The following is a 19957-nucleotide window of genomic DNA, read 5'->3' as shown; positions in this document are numbered from 1 at the left end:
GGAACGGCCGCCGTCGAAGGCTACTGCAGGCTACTTGGAGTCGGCCGAAACAGCTTCCTTATTCGCGGTCTTGCCGGCCTCTGCCGCCGGCTTCTCAGCGGCGGGGGCTGCGGGTGCTGCGGCCGGCTTGGGAGCCGGCGCCGCAGCGGCGACGAAAGCGCCGCGCGGGTTGTCCAGGTCGATCAGCTGGGTGGTGTCGCGGCCCATGAAGAAGGCCAGGATCCAGCCGAAGATGACGCGGATCTTGCGTTCCACGGTCGGCATGGCCAGGCCGTGGTAGCCGCGGTGTGCCAGCCACGCCAGCGGGCCCTTGAGGCCGATGCGGCCCAGCAGGTTGATGTTGGCCACACCCTTCCACTCCCCGAAGCCGGCAACGGCGCCCAGGTTCTTGTGCTTGTAGTCCTTGAGCGGCTTGTCCCAGCGGGAAGCCCACAGGTTCTTGGCGAGGCGCTTGGCCTGGCGCAGCGCGTGCTGGGCGTTCGGGACGCAGGTGCCGTCCGGGAGGCCATTGCCCGTAAGGTCCGGCACCGCCGCAATGTCGCCGGCAGACCAGGCGTTGTCGATGATGCCTTCGTCGCCTGCGACGCGCAGGTCAGCGAGGACGCGGACGCGGCCGCGCGGCTCGAGCGGGAAATCGGTGGAGCGGACCATCGGGTTGGCCTGCACACCGGCAGTCCAGACCAGCGTGTCGGCCTCGAATTCCTGGGCCGCGGACTTGTCCGGGAGGTTGATGAGCTTCAGGGTGCCTTCGGCGCTGTCCAGCGAGGTGTTGAGCAGGACCTCGATGCCGCGGCCGCGCAGGTGCTCGACGACCCACTCAGCCTGGCTGGCGGTCACCTCGGGCATGATGCGTCCCATGGCCTCGACCAGGACGAAGCGGACTTCCTCCTGCTTGACGCGGGGGTTGTTCTTGACCGCGGCGCGGGCGAGATCTTCCATTTCGGTGATGCACTCGATACCGGCGAAACCGCCGCCGACCACAACGAAGGTCAGGGCGCGGGCGCGTTCGGCCGGATCGGTCATGAGCGAACCGGCTTCGATCCGGTCGAGGACCTTGTTGCGCAGGGCGACGGCTTCCTCGATGGTCTTGAGGCCGATGCCCTTGTCCGCGAGGCCCTTGATCGGGAAGGTGCGGGTGATGGCGCCTGCGGCGATGACGACGTCGAAGTAGGGGACCTCGAAGTTCTCGCCGCCGTCGGCCGGGGCAACCACAGCAGTGCGGTTGGCGTGGTCGACCGAGGTGACCCGGCCCTGGATGAGCTCGGTCTGCTTGAGGTGCTGGCGGTGCGAGACGACGGCGTGGCGTGCCTCGATGTTGCCACCGGCAACTTCGGGGAGGAAGGGCTGGTAAGTCATGTAAGGCAGGGGATCAACGACGGTGACGATGCCACCGGCATTCGCGATCTTCTTCTGCAGTTTGAGGGCTACGTACAGGCCGACGTACCCGCCGCCGACGACGAGTACCCTGGGACGGTCCTGGAGCTGAGGGGAGGATGCCATTCCCCAAGAATACCGTACTTTGTGAAAAACTTCACTAACTACGGTTTTCCGCTGGAATCCGCGGAATCGAGCACTCCAGTGTCCGGGTTTGCCGGGCTGTCAGGGTCCTCCGGCGAGGCCGGCTGTAGGGTACGCCGGAGCTGGAAGGCCGCGGCAGCCAGGATGCACAGGAACAGGCCGCCGAAACCCAGCACCACCAAGGCCGGCACCGCGGAGTCCAGCTCGGACGGGGGTTCCGCGACCGGGACGGTGGCCTCCGGAAGGGTGGGGGCCGCGCTGGAGGGGACCGCGGAGGGGGCGGCCGGCGAGGTGGCCAGGTTGCCCCGCCGGTGGACCCGGATCCAGTCGGAGATCGAGCCCAGCGGATTGATCCGGGTTTCCGGAACGTCGGCTTTCAGGGCGGCCTCGGCGTCGAGTATCCCGAACCCGTACAACGGGTCCTTCCCCGAGGCGCCGGCGTCCTTCGCGGTGCTGACGATTCGGTTGATAACCTGGCTGGCCGTCATGTCAGGCCATTTGGAGCGGATCAGGGCCGCAACGCCGGCCACGATGGGGGTGGCGCCCGAGGTGCCGGCCCATTCCGCGTAGCCGCCGCCGGGCAGGCCCCCGATCAGGTTCTCCGCGGGGGCCGCGACGCCGATGCTGATGCCCTGGGATGAGGAATCGATGCTGGCGGTTCCCTTGCGGTCCAGCCCGGCGACGGTCAGCACCCCGGGGATGGTGGCCGGGGCTCCGACCTGGACGTTGCCTCCCCCGCGGTTGCCCGCGGCGGCGACGATCACCACGTCCTTCTGTTCGGCGTACAGGAAGGCTGCGTCCCAGCTTTGTGGCCATTCCGGCGAGGTGCTGCCCAGCGAGATGTTGATAACGCGGGCGCCGTTGTCGACAGCCCAGCGGACGGCCTGGGGTATCTGGTCCTGGTCGCTCTTGCCGCCGGGGTTAGCGGATCCCAGCCAGGTGGAGACGGACAGCAGCTGGGCTTCGGGGGCCACCCCGACAATTCCATCCGGCGCGACGGACGGGCCTGCGCTGGGGCTGGGCTTGGCGGTTGAATCGGCGGGCTGGTGGCCGCGGCCTGCCAGCATGGTGGCGACCAGGGTCCCGTGTTCGGGCTTGGCGCCGATGCTCTTCTGCCCGTCCGGGCTCCCGGCGCCGGAGACGTCGACGCCGCCGGCCAGCACTCCGGCCAGGTCAGGGTGCTTGCCGTCCACGCCGCTGTCGATCACGGCGACCTTGACGTTGGCGCCCTTGGAGACCTCCCAGGCCTTGGTGATGCCGGATTCGGCGAGCCAGTACTCCTTGTCGCGCCACTCGTCGGCGTGCGCGGCAGGGGCTGAGGTCAGGGCGGCCGCAAGGGTGCTGCCCGCAAGGGCCAAGGCCATCAACGCGGAGGCGGTCCGGCGGCGCCGGGCTGTTGCTCTGGTCATTCGGGTCCTATCGGCGGGACAGCTGTGGCGCTGCGGCTATGGTGGCACTGGGTGGTCGTCGCTGGGGAATGCCGGGAGGGATCCGTGCGGGGGATCTGCGGATCGGGCGCCGGCTGGCGGGGCGTCCGGCGGACACACAGTCCAGCCGGCCTGCGGCCTAGCTGATACTCAAGGCAATTCCGTCAAGAATATCGTGTTCGCTGGTGACGGCCGACGCGACGCTGCGGTCGGTCACCTCGGCCAGCCGTTCGAGGACGCGCCGCCAGACTAGGGCGCCTGCTCCGATCACGTCCACCCGTCCCGGGTGCATGTAGGGCAGGGCGGCGCGTTCGGCGTGGGACATCTCCAGCAGTTCCGTGCAGGCGCGGCGGACGGCCTCCAGCGTCAGTTCAGTGCCGTGGATTGCCTCGGCGGAGTACTCCGGCAGCGCGAGCGCGTGGGCCGTGATGGTGGTGATGGAACCGGCGACCCCGACGACGGCGGTGCTGCGGTCCAGCGGGACCGTCCGGGCCGCCAGCTCGAGGGCGGCGTCGACGTCGGCCTCGGCGGCGGCGATCTGCTCCGCCGTGGGCGGGTCGCTGCGCAGGTGGCGTTCGGTCATCCGGACACAGCCAATGTCGACGGACTTGGCGGCGATGACGCCGTCGGCGTTGCCCAGCACGAACTCCGTGCTGCCGCCGCCGAGGTCCACCACGAGGACGGGGTCCGCGCCGCGGGAGGGCAGCACGCTGCTGGCGCCGGCGAAGGACAGGGCAGCTTCCTCGTCCCCGGTGATGACCTCGGGTTGGACGCCGAGGAGTTCGCGGATGCCGTCCACGAAGACCTGCCGGTTGCGGGCGTCGCGGGTGGCGGAGGTCGCGACGAAGCGCACCTTGGTGGCCCCGTGCTGCTGGATCTGCCCGGCGTAGTCCGCCGCGGCGGCGAAGGTCCGGTCCAGGGCCTCCTGGGCGAGCTCGCCGGTGGCGTCCACGCCCTGGCCGAGGCGGACGACGCGCATTTCGCGCACAATGTCCTTCAGCCGGGGCGCCGCGCCGTCCACATCCAGATCGGCGATGAGCAGGCGGATCGAGTTGGTGCCGCAGTCGACGGCGGCCACACGGGTCACTGCCCGGCCCCGCTGGTGTCGGCGGATCCGGCTGCTCCGGCGGCACCTGCTTCCGAAGCGCTGCCGGGGTCCCCGGTGCGGGGCTTGCGGACCGGGGCCGGCCGACCCACAATCTCCGGAAGTCCCTGCGGTCCGTGCCTGCTGAGGTCCTGTGAGGGGGCCTCGCCGCCGGTGTCCCAGGCGCCGTCGCAGTAGCAGCGGTCCGTGGTCCACCACTCGCTGATGGCGGCGATCGCCTCGTCGCCGAGCGGATTCACACCCGGTCCGGCGGCGAGTGAATGGCCCACCAGGACGTGCAGGCACTTGACCCGGGTGGGCATTCCGCCGGCGGAGATGCCGTCGATTTCGGGCACGGCGCCGATCCCGGACCTGACCCCGATCTCCGCGCGGGACGCCAGATAGGCCTCGTGGGCGGCGCGGTAGTCCGCTGCCAGGGCCTCGTCGCCGCCGAGCCGCTCGTTCATCTCGTTCATCAGGCCGGCCGCCTCCAACCGCGATACTGCGGACGTGATGACCGGGTGCGTGAGGTAGAAGGTCGTGGGGAAGGGCGTGCCGTTGCTCAGCCGCGGGGAGGTGGCCGCCACCAGGGGGTTGCCGCAGACGCAGCGGGCCGGGATTTCCACGACGTCCCGCACCGGGCGGCCCAGCTGCCGGCTCAGGACATCGAGGTCGCGCGGTGAGGGGCGGCGGGATTCCGCCAGGGAACGGGCGGCTTCGGGGGTTCCCGGATTCTCTGCGCTCGGGTTCACTGCCGTGGGGGTCTCGTCCACTTGGTTCTGGTCCACGGGAGCGGCACCTTCCTGCCCTGTCTGGTTTGTCCGGCGGACAATCCTGCGGCGGGCGCCGCTTCTAGTCTGTTGCCGAGCGCCGGATGGAGTCCCAGAGGGAGTCAACCCAGGGCAGCTCGGCCGGGTCTTGTGCTGATCCTGCACCGGCCGCGCCACTGGAGGAACCGGCAGGAAGATCGCTGCCGAAGACCCAGTAGCCCGTCTCGCCGGGCATAACCATGTTAATGCGGTCCCGGGCCTGTTGTTTCACGTAGTTCGGATCCTGCCACCGGGAGACCTGGCGCCTGAGCTCGTTTTGCTGGGCCTGCTTATCGGAAATGTCCGCCTGGAGCGCGGCGATTTCGGCGCGCTTTTCGAAGAAAATCTTGACCGTGGGCGCCAGCATGATGGTGATGGCAATCATGACGACGAACAGTGCCAGCATCCGGCCGGAGAAGGCCTTGGCGGGGACCGGGTCGAGGTTCTCTGCTGCGGGCTCGTGGCCGCCCTTGGTCTGCTTGGCCGGGCCCTGCCTGGTTGTGCCCTGCTTGTCCGTGCCCGGCTTGCCCGGTGTGGCGGTGCCTGACTTTGCGGCCTTCGTCGGGGCGGCGTTTTTGGGGGCGGCGGCCGACGGGGATGCGGCGGAGGCAGATCCGCCCGTCCGGGTGGAGGCGGGGTTGCCGGCGTGCTGGCCGGCTGCCCTGCCGGGAGTGCGCGGGCCGGGGGCGGCGTTGCCTGGCGGGTGGGCCTGGGCGCCGCGGGAACCGCCGAAGTCAGCCTGGATGACGTCGCCGCCGTCGCCGGTGTCCGGAGACTTTGGGGCCGCAGGCGTGGCCCGGGGAACCTTGGGTCGGCGGGTAGCCATGTCACTCCTGTAATGCCAGGTTCTCCCCCGGCTGGCTTAGTGCGTTCAGTGCTGATCCCGTGGCCTGGACCGGGCACCGACATGGAGCCGGCTGCGCGGCGCCCCTAACGGTGCCAAAAAACGACGTGCCAAAAAGGAACCGGTGGCCATGGTCTTTCAACCATAGCCACCGGTTCGCTGTTCGTGCGGCTACTAGCCCTTGAAACGCGGGAAGGCGCTCCGGCCGGCGTAGCGTGCGGCGTCGTCGAGTTCCTCTTCGATGCGCAGCAGCTGGTTGTACTTGGCAACGCGCTCGGAACGGGCCGGGGCACCGGTCTTGATCTGGCCCGCGTTGGTGGCAACGGCGATGTCAGCGATCGTGGTGTCCTCGGTTTCGCCGGAGCGGTGCGAGGTGATGGTGGTGTAACCCGCGCGCTGGGCGAGGGAGACAGCATCCAGGGTTTCGGTCAGGGAACCGATCTGGTTGACCTTCACCAGCAGCGAGTTGGCCGTCTTCGAATCGATGCCGGTCTGCAGGCGCTCCGGGTTCGTGACGAAGAGGTCGTCGCCCACGATCTGGACCTTGTCGCCGATGGCGTCGGTGAGGGTCTTCCAGCCTTCCCAGTCGTTTTCGTCCAGCGGGTCCTCGATGGACACCAGCGGGTAGTCGGCAACGAGCTCGGCGTAGTAGGCGCTCATTTCGGTGGAGCTGAGGGACTTGCCTTCGAACTGGTACGCGCCGTCCTTGAAGAACTCGGAGGAGGCGACGTCCAGGGCGAGGGCGATGTCCTGGCCCGGGGTGTAGCCGGCGTTCCGGATGGCTTCCTGGATGAGGTCCAGGGCCGCGCGGTTGGACGGCAGGTTCGGTGCGAAGCCGCCTTCGTCGCCCAGGCCGGTGGACAGGCCCTTGGCCTGCAGGACCGCTTTGAGCGCGTGGTAGACCTCGACGCCCCAGCGCAGGCCTTCGGAGAAGGTCTCGGCACCCAGCGGAACAACCATGAATTCCTGGATGTCGACGTCGGAGTCGGCGTGCGAGCCGCCGTTGAGGATGTTCATCAGCGGCACGGGCAGCACGTGGGCGTTCGGTCCGCCGAGGTACTTGTAGAGCGGCAGGTCGGCGGAGGCCGCGGCTGCGTTGGCGACGGCCAGGGACACGCCCAGGATGGCGTTGGCGCCGAGCTTGCTCTTGTTGGCGGTGCCGTCCAGGTCGATCATCGACTGGTCGATGCTGCGCTGGTCTGTGGCGTCGAAACCGATCAGGGCCGGGGCGATCTGGTCGATGACCGCGTCGACGGCCTTCTGGACGCCCTTGCCGAGGTAACGGCCCTTGTCGCCGTCGCGGAGTTCAACGGCTTCGTGCTCGCCGGTGGAGGCTCCGGAGGGAACCGCTGCGCGGCCGATCTGGCCGTCCGAGAGCAGCACTTCAACTTCTACGGTGGGGTTGCCACGGGAATCGAGGATCTCGCGGGCGTGGATGGCATCGATAAGCGCCATGGATAGGCTCCTTTGGGTGAAGCGATCTGCTGGGAATCTGATGGGAAATCAAGCTGGGAATCAAGCTGAAAAACCGACGTCCTCGTCGCTACCCAGCCTAGTCGAGAGTGGGATAAGTTACAGAAACCTATCCAGTCCCCGGACGTCATTTTGGCGGATCATGGCGACGGCGGCGTGGGTGGGCCCTCCTGGAAGCGGCGGTTCGCGCCGCGGAGGGCGCGTTCGGCGTCGAGTCCCCGGTCCCGGGCGGCGGCGGCGATGGCGAAGAGCAGCTCCCCGAGGCCGTCTTCCGTGGAGGGGACGTCAACCGGCTCCGTGGAGGCCGGAAGGCCGGCCCGTTCGGCGCGGTCGAGGAGCTTTTGTGCCCGGGCCAGGGCAGGCAGGGCGGCCGGGACACCCCCGAGGGCCCCCAGCCGGAAAGAATCAGCGCGGGAGGGTTCAGCGCCGGACTCCGCGGCCCCGGAGTGCAGGACCTGCTCCGAGCGCTTGACGGCGTCCCAGGTCTGGACAATTTCCTCCACCGTCGCCGGGAAGGAGTCCTGCAGTGAGCCGTCGGGACGGAACACATGCGGGTTGCGCCGGATCATCTTGGCGGTCAGGCCGCGGGCGACGTCGTCGAGGTCGAAGGCGCTGCGCTCCTGGGCGAGCCGGGCATGGAGGACCACCTGGAGCAGGACGTCGCCGAGCTCGGCCTTCAGCTCGGCGTCGCCGCCGGACGTTTCAATGGTTTCCGCCACCTCATAGGCTTCCTCGAGGAGGTATTCCACGAGGGACTCATGGGTGAGGGCACCCATCCAGGGGCAGTGGGCGCGCAGCCCGGCGATAACGCCGACCAGCGCGCCCAGCGCGCCCGCCGCATTGGAGTCCTCGTTAGCCAAGGTCGGCGTAGGCCTCGTTGATGTACTCGACGAGGGCTTCCTTCTCCTCAAGCGGGAGGAAGGCGGCCTCGGCGGCGTTGAGCGTCAGCTCCAGCAGGTCGTCGAGGTCATAGTCGAACGTCTCGACCAGCAGTTCGAACTCGTCCGTGAGGGTCACGCCGCTCATGAGCCGGTTGTCGGTGTTGATGGTGACGTTGAAGCCCAGCTGGTAGAGCATGTCCAGCGGGTGGCTTTCGATGCCCTCGCCGAAGCCGGAGACGGCGCCGGTCTGCAGGTTGGAGGAGGGGCAGATCTCCAGGGCGATGCCGCGGTCCCGGACCCAGCTGGCGAGCTCGCCGAGGGTGACCAGGCCGATGTTGTCGTTGACCTCATCGCTGGCGCCGTCGGCGTCTTCGTCCTCGTCGAATTCGACGGTGACGTCCTCGGCGATCCGGACGCCGTGGCCCAGGCGCAGCGCGCGCCCGTCGACCAGGGCGGACTGGATGCTTTCGAGTCCGGCAGCTTCCCCGGCGTGGACCGTGGCCGGGAAGTTGTGCTGCGCCAGGTAGGTGAAGGCATCCTTGAAACGGGACGGCAGGAAGCCGTCTTCAGCACCGGCAATGTCGAAGCCGACGGCGCCGTTGTTGCGGTGGCGGACCGCCAGCTCCGCGATTTCCTGGCCGCGGTCGGCGTGCCGCATGGCGGTGATCAGCTGGCCGACCTGGATATCGCGGCCGGTCTCGGCGACGGCGTCGACGCCGGCCTCAAGGCCCGCCTGCACAGCCTCGACGGCCTCATCCAGGCTCAGGCCCTGCTGGAGGTGCTGCTCGGGGGCCCAGCGCACTTCACCGTAGACCACACCGTCGTCGGCAAGGTCTTCGACGAATTCCCGGGCGACGCGGAAGAGGCCCTCTTTGGTCTGCATCACGGCAATGGTGTGATCGAAGGTCTCGAGATAGCGGACCAGCGAGCCGGAGTCGGCGGATTCGCGGAACCACTCCCCCAGTGCGACGGGGTCGGTGGAGGGCAGGGTGTGTCCCGCGGCCTCGGCAAGTTCAATGATGGTGGCCGGACGGAGTCCGCCGTCCAGGTGGTCGTGAAGGGAGACCTTGGGGAGGCCCTTCAGGTCGAAGTCGAGGTCAGGGGCAGCGTCAAGAATTATCTCAGTCACCTTCCAACCTTAGGGTTGGAGGCCCGGCAACACCAGCCGGTCGGCCGGCGGACGCGCCGGACGGCGGAATCAGGCCTCGACGTCGGCCGGTGCTGTCAACTGTGCGGGCACCGCTGCGGTGCCGGAGGCTTGCCGGGGCGCGGACGCAGCGGGCGTGGCGTGCGTCTTCCGGGCGTGCGTTGCCTTCGCTTCGGCAGCCAGGGTGGCGGCCCGGCTGGCCGCCGCGGCGGCACCCCGGGTGTCGCGCCAGCGGTGCAGCCAGGTCAGCAGGTGGTCGATCAGGATGCCGAGCACGATGGCGAACGCGATGGCGATACCCACCCCGAGCAGCGGGTGTTCGTGGACCCAGTTGCCGGCGATGATGCCGACTCCGGCCGAGTACGCGACCCAGGTGATGGAGGCAAAAACGTCGAGGATGACAAAGCGGCGCCGCGGGTACGCGGTGGTGCCGGCGATCCAGTTGACGGCCACGCGTCCCACCGGGATGTACCGGGCCGTGAAGATCAGCATGGCGCCGCGTTTGTCGAGTTCATAGCGCGCCCAGTCCAGGGCGCGGCGGACCTTGGGTTTGCGCATCCAGCGGAAGCGCTCGACCCCGACGCGGCGGCCCAGCAGGTAGGCCATGTTGTCACCGGCAATCGCCCCGATGGCGGCGGCGACCATTACGAACCACATGTTCGGCTGGCCGGACGTGACAGACAGTGCACCCAAGGCGACGATCAGGGTTTCACTGGGCAGAATCGGAACGAAACCGTCGATGAAACAGAAGATCGTGAGGATCGGGTAAATCCACCATTGTCCCGCGGCATGGAGGATAGCCTCATTGATAAATTCCACGCGGGCTGTGCTCCTAGGAAAGTGACGAAAAGCGCTCTTCAGTGTCCCATGACCGGCAAGGATGCGCTACGTTCCGCTCCGATGAATCTGCTGCGGCCAAAAGCTCCGGTTTCAGGAGGTCTCCGAGGGAGGGACAGGGTGTTCGGCGTCCTCGGGAAGCCTGCCGCGCAGCCTGCTGATGGCGAGGTCAACCAGGATGCCCAGGCCAATCGCGCAGATGACGGCGACGATGACGCCCAGCAGGTGGTTCTCTTCAAACCATTGGCCAAAGAAGAGGCCGATCGCCACGGAATACGCCGCCCACAGCAGGGCCGAGAGCACCGTCATCCCGACGAAGCGCGACTGCGGGAAGTTCGTGGCACCCGCGGTCAGGTTGACCGCCACCCGGCCGATCGGCACGAAGCGCGCCACGAGGATCAGCGACGCCGGCCGTTTCCGCAGCTCGGTGCCGGCCCAGCGGAAGGCCCGCTGCATGCGGTGGCCGCGCATCCAGGCCCAGCGCTGTGTTCCGGTGCCGCGGCCGATCAGGTAGGCGATGTTGTCGCCCAGGAAAGCCCCTGCGGCGGCGGTTGCGGCCAGGAGCAGGGGGTTGGGGATGCCGGCGGTGGCGGCCACCGCGGCGAGTCCGACGACCACTGACTCGCTCGGAATGGGCGGAAAGAACCCGTCAATCACGCAGCACGCGAACACCAGGATGAGGACCCAGGGTTGCCCCGCTGCGGCCAGGATGAAGTCGTTGATTGCCTGCACGGTTTCCTAACAAACAACGGGAGGACGGCTGTCGAGCCAGTCTACTGCCGGCCGCTCCCCGCGGTTTGCCCTATCACTTGTGGCGGCTAAACCTGAAGTTTAGGGACCACAAGTGATAGGGCAACGGGGGTGGGGCTAGGCGATGCGGTCGATGATGAGCTGCTGCGCCGGGCGGGAGCCTTCCGGGGCGATCAGCACGGCGTGCTCCAGCGCCTCCCTGGCCCGTTCGAACTTCTCCGGGGTGTCCGTCAGCAGTGTCATCAGCGGCTCGCCGGCCTTGACCAGGGCGCCGGGCTTGGCGTGCATCCGCACCCCGGCACCGGCCTGGACCTGGTCCTCCTTGCGGGCCCGGCCGGCGCCGAGGCGCCAGGCGGCGACGCCGACGGCCATCGCGTCGAGTTCCACCAGCACGCCGTCGGCCGGCGCGTAGAGGACTTCGGATTCCCGGGCGACGGGGAGCTTGGCGCGTGGGTCCCCGCCCTGCGCCTCGATCATGCGGTTCCAGACGTCCATGGCCCGGCCGTCCCGGAGCGCGGCCCGCGGGTCGGCATCGTGGACGCCCGCGCAGGCGAGCATTTCCTTCGCGAGCCGGACGGTGAGTTCGACGACGTCTTCCGGGCCTCCCCCGGCCAGCACCTCCACCGATTCCTCGACCTCGATCGCGTTGCCCGCGGTGAGGCCCAGCGGGGTGTTCATGTTGGTCAGCAGGGCCACCGTGTTGACGCCGGCGTCCTTGCCCAGGGCCACCATGGTCTCGGCGAGTTCCCGGGCGCGTGCCTCGTCCTTCATAAAGGCGCCGGAGCCGACCTTGACGTCCAGCACCAGCGAACCGGTGCCTTCGGCGATCTTTTTGCTCATGATCGAGGAGGCGATCAGCGGGATGGCCTCGACGGTGCCGGTGACGTCCCGCAGGGCGTAGAGCTTCTTGTCGGCCGGGGCTAGGCCGGCGCCGGCGGCGCAGATGACCGCGCCGACGTCCTGCAGCTGGGCCAGCATTTCCTCGTTACTCAGCGCGGCGCGCCAGCCCGGGATCGCTTCGAGCTTGTCCAGGGTGCCGCCGGTGTGGCCGAGGCCGCGGCCGGAGAGCTGGGGCACGGCGACGCCGAAGACCGCCACCAGTGGCGCCAGCGGCAGGGTGATCTTGTCCCCCACACCGCCGGTGGAGTGCTTGTCGGACGTGGGCTTCATGCTGCCGTCGGGGCGGCGCAGGCTGGAGAAGTCCATCCGTTCACCGGAGGCGATCATGGCCGCCGTCCAGCGCGATATTTCGGCCCGGTCCATGCCGTTGAGCAGGATCGCCATGTTCAGGGCGGCCATCTGCTCGTCGGCGATCGCGCCGCGGGTGTAGGCGTCGATGGTCCAGTCAATCTGGGCTGGGCTGAGCACGCCCTTGTCCCGCTTGATGCGGATGATGTCGACGGCGTCGAACGATTCGGTCAGCTTGGGGGTTTGTGTCACCGGGGTTCCTCCAGGTGTTGGGGGCCAAAGGCATCGGGAAGGACCTGGTCCATGGTCTTGATTCCCTGCGTGGTCATGAGCTCCATGTCGGGAGCCCGGAATTCGTAGAGCAGCTGCCGGCAGCGTCCGCAGGGCATCAGGACGTTGCCGCCGGCACCGACGCAGTAGAAGGCGCGGAGCAGGCCGCCTCCGGTCATGTGCAGGTTGCCCACCAGCGCGCACTCGGCGCACAGGGTCAGGCCGTAGCTGGCGTTTTCGACGTTGCAGCCGCTCACGATCCGGCCGTCCGCGGTGAGGGCTGCTGCCCCCACCGGGAACTTCGAATACGGCGCGTAGGCGTTTTCCATGGCGGCGACCGCGGCGGCCTCGAGGGCGGCCCAGTCAACCTTGGTGCTGTCCATGGTCAACCCTTGACGTACGGTATGCCGCTGGCGGCCGGAGGCCGGGACCGTCCGACCAGTCCGGCGACGGCGAACACGGTCACGAGGTACGGCAGCATGGCCATGAACTGGCTCGGCACCGGGGTGCCGATGATGGTCACGATGCTCTGCAGGTTGTCGGCGAAACCGAACAGCAGCGCGGCGAAGAACGCCCCGATCGGGTTCCAGCGGCCCAGGATCATGGCGGCGAGGGCAATAAAGCCGCGTCCACCCGAGATCTCCTTCGTGAAGCTGTCGATCGCCACGAGGGTGAAGAACGATCCGCCGATCCCGGCGACGGCGCCGCCGAGGGTGACGTTCCAGAACCGGGTCGCGTTGACCTTGATGCCGAGGGTGTCGGCGGCCTGCGGGTGTTCGCCCACGGAGCGGACCCGGAGGCCCCACTTGGTCTTGAACAGCCCGATCCACACCACAATCACGGCCACGTACATCAGGTAGCCCACCACGGACTGCTTGAACAGGATGGGGCCGAGGACCGGGATGCTGGACAGGACCGGGATGTCGATGATGGGAAGCCGGCCCGGGGAGTTGAACATCTCCTTGTCCGCCTGCATCACGGTGCTGAAGAGGAAGCCGGTGAGGCCGGAGATCAGGACGTTGAGCACCACACCGACAATGATCTGGTTCACCACGTACTTGATGCTGAAGACCGCCAGCACCATCGAGACGAGGGCGCCGGCGACGGCCGCCGCGAGCAGTCCCAGGTAGGGGTTGTCGGTCAGGCTGGCGACGATCGCGGCCGTGAAGGCACCGCCCAGGAGCTGGCCTTCGATGGCGATGTTCACGACGCCGGCGCGTTCGCACAGGACACCGGACAGCGAGCCGAAGACGATCGGCACGGCGAGGGTCACGGACCCGGCGATGAGTCCGGCCAGAGAGATGCTGGGGGTCCGTGCGCCGCCGACCACCCAGATCAGGAAGGCCACCACGAAGAGGACCGTGAAGACGGCCGGCAGCCAGCGCGGGGGCCGGACGTTCTTTGTCTTCAGGAACATCGCGTAACCGGCAAGGCCCAGCAGGATCACCGAGAGCACAATCCCGGCCAGGAAGGCCGGTACTTCGATCGCGGGGAGCTGGAAGAAGTCACCACCGGAGGATATGCCGAACTTGGCCGTTGCCTGCGGGCCCATCAGGCCAAAGAAGATGAACGCGACGACGGCCAGCGCCAGCAGCGTAACCGGCAGCTTCCAGGTCACTGGCTTCGCGGACACTGTGTGCTTGCGGTTTTTGTCCGCGTGCGGGGTGCCGGGCTGGGGCTTGGACGGTTGCCCCGGGACGGGTGAAGTTGCTGTTGTGCTCATGCTGCACCTCCGGTGGCTGCTGCCTTCTGGGACTTGCCGGCGGTTGCGGCTTTCTTTTTGCGCGGGTTCAGTCCGAAGATCGCCCGGACCAGCGGCGGCGCCGCGATGAACAGCACGATGAGCGACTGGACCACCAGCACAATGTCGATCGGGGTTCCGGTCTGGATCTGCATCTGGACCGCCCCGGCGCGGAAGGCGCCGAACAGCACGCCGGCGGCGAAGGTGCCCCACGGCGTCGAACGTCCCAGCAGCGCAACGGTGATGGCGTCAAAGCCGTAGGTTGCCGCGACGCCGTCGGTCAGGACCTTCTCGGTGCCCGCCACCTGCGCGACGCCGGCCAGCCCGGCCAGGCCACCGGCGATGGTCATCACCAGGATGGTGGCGCGGGGAACGTTGATCCCGGCGGTGAGGGCCGCCTTGGGGTTGGCGCCCACCGCGCGGAACTCGAAGCCGATGGTCGAACGGTTGAGCAGCCACGAGACAAAGACCGTCGCGGCGATGGCCAGCAGGAACCCGATGTGCAGCCGGTACTGGCTGCCGAAGATCTGCGGGTACACGGCGGACGCGTCCAGGATCGGGGAAATCGGGGTGGTCTCCCCCGGCCGCTGGAACGCCGGCGTGTCGAGGAGGTAACGCACCAGGTAGAGGGCGATGTAGTTGAACATGATGGTCACAATGACCTCATGGGCCCCGGTTTTCGCCTTGAGCACGCCCACCAGGCCGCCCCAGACGGCGCCGCCGATGACGCCGGCGAGCAGGACCAGCAGCAGGTGGAGCCCCACCGGCAGGTCCAGCGCGAAGCCAACCCACGCGGCCAGGATGCCTGCCATGATGATCTGGCCCTGCGCGCCGATGTTGAACAGGCCCGCACGGAAGGCCAGGGCGACGCCGAGTCCGGCGGTAATCAGCGGGGTGGCGATGGTGAGGGTTTCCATCAGCGGGGCGAACTGGCCGCCCACTCCGCTCCCCCTCGGGTTGTAGACCGAGCCCTGGAAGAGCGCGACGTAGGAGCTCGTGGCGGCTGACCAGACGGCGGCGAGGAAATCGGTCGGCCGGGCGAAGAAGTAACTCGACGTCGCGGCGACCACCTTGTCTGTGCTGGCAATGAGCAGTCCGCCGAGGATCAGGGCGAGGAGGACGGCCAGGATGGTCACGATGCCGTTGCCGGTGAAGATCTTCCGGAGCACCGAGTCCTGGTCCTCGTCACCGGGGAGGGAACCGCTCTGGGCCGAGACGGGAACCGCCGACGGGCGCATCGCCCCGCCCGCGGTGTCCAGCGAGGTGGCAAGGTCGGCGTCCTCGACGGGAGCCTCGGGCTTATTTTCACTCATGGTCGTCTCCTACGGCGCCGGAGCTGGGCTCCTGCACGGGGTGGGCGGCGGGCGCCGGGTTCGTTGCGGGGGGTTCGGCGGGGTCACCCGCGGGGCGCTGTGCCTGCTGCTTGCCCGCGGAGTCGGCGTGCGCGTCCTGCGGGGACAGCCCTGCCATCATCAGGCCGAGGACGTCGCGTCCGGTACCGGCGGGGACAATCCCGACCAGCTTGCCCTTGTAGAGGACCGCGATCCGGTCGGCGAGCTCGATCACCTCGTCCAGTTCGGTGGAGACGATCATCACGGGGGTGCCGTGGTCGCGCTCGGCCACGATGCGCTTGTGCAGGAACTCGATGGATCCGACGTCCACGCCGCGGGTGGGCTGGGAGGCGATGAAGAGCCGCAGCGGACGGGAGAGCTCCCGGGCCATCACGACCTTCTGCTGGTTGCCGCCGGACAGGGTGCCGGCCGCGAGCGAACCGGACGGGGTGCGCACGTCGAACTCGTCGATCCGGGTCTGGGCGTTCTCCAGGACCTTGGCCGGGCTCATGCTGATGCCCTTGGCGAACGGCGCCTGGTCGTAGCGGTCCAGGATGAGGTTTTCGGCGATCGAGAACGTACCGATCAGGCCGTCGACCGAGCGGTCTTCGGGCACGAAGCCGACGCCGGAGTTCAGGACGTCCTTGACGCTGCGGCCAACGAGCTCTTCGCCGTCGAGCAGGATCGAGCCGTGGACGCGGTCCTGGAGGCCCAGGATGGCCTCGGTCAGTTCCGTCTGGCCGTTGCCCTGGACGCCGGCGATGGCGAGGATCTCGCCGCGCGCGATGTCGAAGCTGATGCCGTCCACCACGTGCTGCCCGCTGGGCGCGATCACGGTGAGGTCCTTGACCTGGAAGGTTCTCTCCTGGGGCGTGGCCGGGGCCTTGTCCAGGGTCAGGTTCACGGCGCGGCCCACCATCATGGAGGCCAGTTCCGTCGTTGAGGCGCCGGGATCGGCGGTGCCGACCACCTTGCCGCGCCGGATCACCGTGATGGTGTCCGAGACGGCCTTGACCTCGCGGAGCTTGTGCGAAATGAAGACGATCGAGGTGCCGTGGCTCTTGAGCTGGCGCATGATGTCCAGCAGCTCATCGGTGTCCTGCGGGGTCAGCACGGCCGTGGGCTCGTCGAGTATGAGCACCTTGGCGTCGCGGACGAGCGCCTTGATGATTTCCACGCGCTGCTGCACACCCACCGGGAGGTCCTCGACCATCGCGTCGGGATCAACGTCGAAGCCGTACCGGTCCGAGATCTCCTGGATCTTCTGCCGGGTGTCGTCCAGGTTCAGGAATCCTCCGGCCTTGGTGGTTTCCGCGCCGAGGGCGACGTTTTCGGCAACCGTAAAGACCGGGACCAGCATGAAGTGCTGGTGCACCATGCCGATGCCCGCGGCCATGGCGTCACCGGGGCCGCGGAAGGTGACGGGTTTGTCGTCGATGAGGATCTGGCCCTCGGTGGGCTCGTACAGTCCGTAGAGGACGTTCATCAGCGTGGACTTGCCCGCGCCGTTCTCGCCGAGCAGACAGTGAATCTGCCCGGGTTCAACAACCACATCGATGTGATCGTTGGCTACCAGGGAGCCGAAGCGTTTGGTGATCCCCTTGAGTTCAAGTTTCAAAACTCTGACCAATCTCGAAGTATCCGTAGCCGTGGCCCGGACGGATGATGGGGCTGCAGCATCAGCCTAGTGCCTGCAGCCGGAGGCGGAGCCGGTCCGCTCAACGAAAAGCGCCACAGCCCGTGCGGTGGATGACCGGACGGGCCGTGGCGCTCAGCGGAGGGAGTTAGACCTTCGGGCTGGCTGCGGATTCAACCTTCAGCTTGCCGTCGGCGATGTCCTTCTTGATCTGGTCCAGCTCGGACTTCAGCTCGGCCGGAACCGCGGAGTCCAGGTCGTGGAAGGGAGCCAGCTGCACGCCGTCGTTCGCGAGGGTGCCAACGTAAGGGGTGTTGTTGAACTTGCCTTCCTTGTCTTCCTTCACAACGGCCTCAACGGCCTCGCCCATCTGCTTCATGACGGAGGAGAGCATGATGTCTTTGTAATCCGGTGCCGTGAGGAAGCCGTCGGAGTCAACCCAGATGAGCTTGACGTCCTTGCCTGCTGCCTTGGCTTCCTTCAGGGCCGCGCCCGCACCCTTGCCGACCGGACCGGCGACGGGCATCACGATGTCCGCGCCCTGGTCCAGGAAGTTCTGGGTGAACTGCTTGCCCTTGTCCTGCTTTTCGAAGTCACCGGTGAAGGAACCGTCCTGCTTGGCCTTGTCCCAGCCAAGGACCTTGACGTCCGTGCCCTTCTTCTCGTTGTAGTACTTGACGCCGTCGGCGTAGCCGTCCATGAAGATGGTGACCGTAGGAATCTTGATGCCGCCGAAGGTGGCGACCGTTCCGGTCTTGGTGGTGCCGGCTGCGAGGTAGCCCGCCAGGAAGGCAGCCTGGGCCGTGTCGTAGATGATCGGCTTGACGTTGCTGATCGGGGTCTCGTAGCCGAAGTCGATGATGGCGAAGTGGCTCTCCGGGTTGGCCGTGGCCTGGGCCTTGGTGGCGTCACCGAGGAGGAAGCCGACCGTGACGGTCAGGTCGCAGCCGGCCGTAACCATGGCGCGCAGGTTGGGCTCGAAGTCGTTGTTGGTCTTGGACTCGGCCTGGTTGACCTTGATGCCCAGATCCTGCTCGGCCTTCTTCAGCCCCTCGTAGGAGGACTGGTTGAATGACTGGTCGTCGAATCCACCCGAGTCGGACACGATGCAGCCTGTGTAGTCGCTGGCCGTCGCGCTGGCGGTGCTGCTGGCCGTCGGGGCGGCCCCGCAACCGGTCAGCAGGAGTGCGGCCGCACCGGCGGTGGCGACTCCGGCCATTGAACCGCGCTTGAAGGGTGCACGCAGAGAGTTCTTCAATTTTCCTCCAGGAAGAAAGAGTAGGCGCTACGACGGGAGCTCAATGAGTGTCTGTTGGCGGGGTTGCCGCTGAAACGCTGTTTTCACTGATGGACTTCGCAGCACTGCGCCGAGGCGCACTGATGGAAGCAACTTTAGTGTCCTGTGACACGTCCAAGTAGCACAGTTCACAGCGATTCCACAGATTGTTGAGAACTTGTTACCAAGCAGTAGAGACAGAAAGCCCCGCACCGGGTGTCTCCGGTGCGGGGCTTTCTGCGTGCGGGTGCGGGCCGGACTACAGCCTGACCAGCATCTTGCCGGTATTGGCGCCGTCCAGCAGGTCCATGAAGGCCTGCGGTGCGTTGTCCAGCCCGTCCACGATGGTCTCGTCGTAGCGTACGGTGCCGTCCGCGAGCCAGCCGGACATGGTTTCGACGAATTCGGGCATGTGCTGCCAGTAGCCGCTGACCAGGAAGCCTTTGAGGGTCAGCTGCTTGCCGATGGCCTGCATGAGGTTCCGCGGGGCCGGCGTCGGCTCGGTGGAGTTGTACTGCGAGATCGCCCCGCACATGGCCACCCGGCCACCGACGGTGAGCGCCGACAGTGCCGCTTCCAGGTGCTCCCCTCCGACGTTGTCGAAGTACACGTCGATCCCGCGGTCGCCGGCGGCAGCGGCGAGCTGCTCGGCCACCGGGCCGTCGTGGTAGTTGAACGCCGCGTCGAAGCCGAGCTCCAGCAGCCGTGCCACCTTGTCCGGGGAGCCCGCGCTGCCGATCACCCGGGAGGCGCCGAGTGCCTTCGCGATCTGCCCCACCAGGGAGCCGACGGCACCTGCGGCGCCTGAGACGAAGACGACCTCTCCGGCCTTGAAGCCGGCCACCTTGAGCAGACCGGCGTAAGCCGTCAGGCCCGTCATGCCCAGCGCGCCCAGGAAGGCCGGGGCGGGCGCCAGATCGGTGCGGGCAGGGGTGGTGGCGACGGCGTCGAGCACGGCATACTCACGCCAGCCCAGTGAATGGACGACGGCGTCGCCCACCTGGCGGTCAGCGGCTCGGGACGCGATGACCTCGCCGACGGCGCCGCCGTCGAGCGCCGTATCCAGGGCAAACGGCGCCGAGTAGGACTTGACGTCATTCATCCGGCCGCGCATGTAGGGGTCCACGGACATAAAGAGGTTGCGGACCAGGACCTGGCCCTCCTGGAGTTCCGGCAGGGCCGTCTCGGCCAGGCGGAAGTTCTCCGGCACGGGCCGGCCGTGCGGCCGGGACGCGAGCTGGATCTCCCGGGTGGCGGTGGGCAGGGTGGTGGTTACGGTACGGGTGCTCATGCGGCGACCTCCAGGATGGTGATGTCGACAGTGATGTTGCCACGGGTGGCGTTGGAATAGGGGCAGACTTCATGGGCCTTGGCCACGAGGGCCTCGGCCGTTTCCCGGTCCACGGCGGGCAGGGCGATCTCGAGTTCCGCGGCGATGCCGTAGCCGGATCCGTCGCCGAGGGCGCCAAGGTGGATCCGGGCCGCGACGGCGGAATCCGTCAGGTCTGCTTTCTGCTGGCGGCCGACGAGGCGCAGGGCGGAATGGAAGCAGGCCGCGTAGCCGGCGGCGAAGAGCTGCTCCGGATTGGTGCCTTCGCCGTTGCCGCCGAGTTCCACCGGACTGGCCAGGGCCACGTTGAGTTTGCCGTCCTTGGTGACGGCGGTGCCGTCGCGGCCTTCGCCCGAAGCCAAGGCCTCGGCTGTGTAGAGAGTCTTCATGGGAGGTCCGATCTGTTGCGTTTCAG

General features: G+C 67.8%; 18 protein-coding genes. All 18 read right to left on the bottom strand.

Annotation, left to right across the window (positions count from 1 at the left end):
* Positions 1 to 30: 30 nt before the first annotated feature.
* Positions 31 to 1500 carry an NAD(P)/FAD-dependent oxidoreductase gene (locus AC50YC_RS13640; protein WP_494954041.1) on the bottom strand — a complete coding sequence of 490 codons (1470 nt, stop codon included), beginning with the start codon at positions 1498 to 1500 and terminating at the stop codon, positions 31 to 33.
* Positions 1501 to 1538: 38 nt separating this feature from the next.
* Positions 1539 to 2927 (bottom strand): S8 family serine peptidase, encoded by a 1389-nt coding sequence (locus AC50YC_RS13635; protein WP_494954040.1) that lies wholly within the window; start codon positions 2925 to 2927, stop codon positions 1539 to 1541.
* A gap of 157 nt (positions 2928 to 3084) precedes the next feature.
* The gene (locus AC50YC_RS13630; protein ID WP_494954039.1) at positions 3085 to 4032 is read right to left on the bottom strand and encodes a Ppx/GppA phosphatase family protein; all 948 of its coding nucleotides are present in this window, start codon (positions 4030 to 4032) and stop codon (positions 3085 to 3087) included.
* Complete coding sequence (locus AC50YC_RS13625) at positions 4029 to 4733, bottom strand: DUF501 domain-containing protein (RefSeq protein WP_494954149.1); 705 nt, start codon at positions 4731 to 4733, stop codon at positions 4029 to 4031. Before AC50YC_RS13625 ends, AC50YC_RS13630 begins: the two co-directional genes overlap by 4 nt.
* A 148-nt stretch (positions 4734 to 4881) precedes the next feature.
* Positions 4882 to 5664 carry an FtsB family cell division protein gene (locus AC50YC_RS13620; RefSeq protein WP_494954038.1) on the bottom strand — a complete coding sequence of 261 codons (783 nt, stop codon included), beginning with the start codon at positions 5662 to 5664 and terminating at the stop codon, positions 4882 to 4884.
* Between the two features lie 192 nt (positions 5665 to 5856).
* Positions 5857 to 7137: a phosphopyruvate hydratase gene (eno, locus tag AC50YC_RS13615; protein ID WP_160667174.1), complete on the bottom strand. Its 1281-nt coding sequence runs from the start codon at positions 7135 to 7137 to the stop codon at positions 5857 to 5859.
* 158 nt (positions 7138 to 7295) lie between these two features.
* Positions 7296 to 8015, bottom strand: coding sequence for a MazG nucleotide pyrophosphohydrolase domain-containing protein (locus AC50YC_RS13610; RefSeq protein ID WP_494954037.1), 720 nt, complete (start codon positions 8013 to 8015; stop codon positions 7296 to 7298).
* Positions 8008 to 9165: an adenosine deaminase gene (locus tag AC50YC_RS13605; protein WP_494954036.1), complete on the bottom strand. Its 1158-nt coding sequence runs from the start codon at positions 9163 to 9165 to the stop codon at positions 8008 to 8010. Before AC50YC_RS13605 ends, AC50YC_RS13610 begins: the two co-directional genes overlap by 8 nt.
* Positions 9166 to 9234: 69 nt before the next feature.
* On the bottom strand, positions 9235 to 10002 hold the full coding sequence (locus AC50YC_RS13600; protein WP_494954035.1) for a DedA family protein: 768 nt from the start codon (positions 10000 to 10002) through the stop codon (positions 9235 to 9237).
* Between the two features lie 111 nt (positions 10003 to 10113).
* Positions 10114 to 10752, bottom strand: coding sequence for a DedA family protein (locus AC50YC_RS13595; RefSeq protein WP_494954034.1), 639 nt, complete (start codon positions 10750 to 10752; stop codon positions 10114 to 10116).
* A gap of 135 nt (positions 10753 to 10887) precedes the next feature.
* Positions 10888 to 12210, bottom strand: coding sequence for a thymidine phosphorylase (locus tag AC50YC_RS13590; protein WP_494954033.1), 1323 nt, complete (start codon positions 12208 to 12210; stop codon positions 10888 to 10890).
* Positions 12207 to 12611 (bottom strand): cytidine deaminase, encoded by a 405-nt coding sequence (locus AC50YC_RS13585; protein ID WP_494954032.1) that lies wholly within the window; start codon positions 12609 to 12611, stop codon positions 12207 to 12209. Before AC50YC_RS13585 ends, AC50YC_RS13590 begins: the two co-directional genes overlap by 4 nt.
* Before the next feature lie 2 nt (positions 12612 to 12613).
* Complete coding sequence (locus tag AC50YC_RS13580) at positions 12614 to 13951, bottom strand: ABC transporter permease (RefSeq protein ID WP_494954031.1); 1338 nt, start codon at positions 13949 to 13951, stop codon at positions 12614 to 12616.
* On the bottom strand, positions 13948 to 15282 hold the full coding sequence (locus tag AC50YC_RS13575) for an ABC transporter permease (RefSeq protein ID WP_354173289.1): 1335 nt from the start codon (positions 15280 to 15282) through the stop codon (positions 13948 to 13950). Before AC50YC_RS13575 ends, AC50YC_RS13580 begins: the two co-directional genes overlap by 4 nt.
* Entirely contained in the window at positions 15275 to 16918 is a 1644-nt protein-coding gene (locus tag AC50YC_RS13570) for an ABC transporter ATP-binding protein (RefSeq protein ID WP_494954030.1), read from the bottom strand. Before AC50YC_RS13570 ends, AC50YC_RS13575 begins: the two co-directional genes overlap by 8 nt.
* 166 nt (positions 16919 to 17084) lie before the next feature.
* Positions 17085 to 18194, bottom strand: a complete 1110-nt coding sequence (locus tag AC50YC_RS13565) for a BMP family lipoprotein (RefSeq protein ID WP_494954029.1) — start codon at positions 18192 to 18194, stop codon at positions 17085 to 17087.
* Between the two features lie 277 nt (positions 18195 to 18471).
* Complete coding sequence (locus tag AC50YC_RS13560) at positions 18472 to 19503, bottom strand: NADP-dependent oxidoreductase (protein WP_494954028.1); 1032 nt, start codon at positions 19501 to 19503, stop codon at positions 18472 to 18474.
* Positions 19500 to 19931, bottom strand: a complete 432-nt coding sequence (locus AC50YC_RS13555) for an organic hydroperoxide resistance protein (RefSeq protein WP_494954027.1) — start codon at positions 19929 to 19931, stop codon at positions 19500 to 19502. Before AC50YC_RS13555 ends, AC50YC_RS13560 begins: the two co-directional genes overlap by 4 nt.
* Positions 19932 to 19957: the final 26 nt, after the last annotated feature.

The organism is Pseudarthrobacter sp. MDT1-56 (genome assembly GCF_059383555.1).
Note: the sequence above shows the minus strand (reverse complement) of the source record. Positions and strands in the feature narration are given on the sequence as shown.

Excerpts from the sequence above, each read along its gene's own strand:
- AC50YC_RS13640 (WP_494954041.1), bottom strand. The coding sequence starts at position 1,500 with ATGGCATCCTCCCCTCAGCTCCAGGACCGTCCCAGGGTACTCGTCGTC.
- AC50YC_RS13635 (WP_494954040.1), bottom strand. The coding sequence starts at position 2,927 with ATGACCAGAGCAACAGCCCGGCGCCGCCGGACCGCCTCCGCGTTGATG.
- AC50YC_RS13620 (WP_494954038.1), bottom strand. The coding sequence starts at position 5,664 with ATGGCTACCCGCCGACCCAAGGTTCCCCGGGCCACGCCTGCGGCCCCA.
- eno (WP_160667174.1), bottom strand. The coding sequence starts at position 7,137 with ATGGCGCTTATCGATGCCATCCACGCCCGCGAGATCCTCGATTCCCGT.
- AC50YC_RS13585 (WP_494954032.1), bottom strand. The coding sequence starts at position 12,611 with ATGGACAGCACCAAGGTTGACTGGGCCGCCCTCGAGGCCGCCGCGGTC.
- AC50YC_RS13580 (WP_494954031.1), bottom strand. The coding sequence starts at position 13,951 with ATGAGCACAACAGCAACTTCACCCGTCCCGGGGCAACCGTCCAAGCCC.
- AC50YC_RS13575 (WP_354173289.1), bottom strand. The coding sequence starts at position 15,282 with ATGAGTGAAAATAAGCCCGAGGCTCCCGTCGAGGACGCCGACCTTGCC.
- AC50YC_RS13560 (WP_494954028.1), bottom strand. The coding sequence starts at position 19,503 with ATGAGCACCCGTACCGTAACCACCACCCTGCCCACCGCCACCCGGGAG.
- AC50YC_RS13555 (WP_494954027.1), bottom strand. The coding sequence starts at position 19,931 with ATGAAGACTCTCTACACAGCCGAGGCCTTGGCTTCGGGCGAAGGCCGC.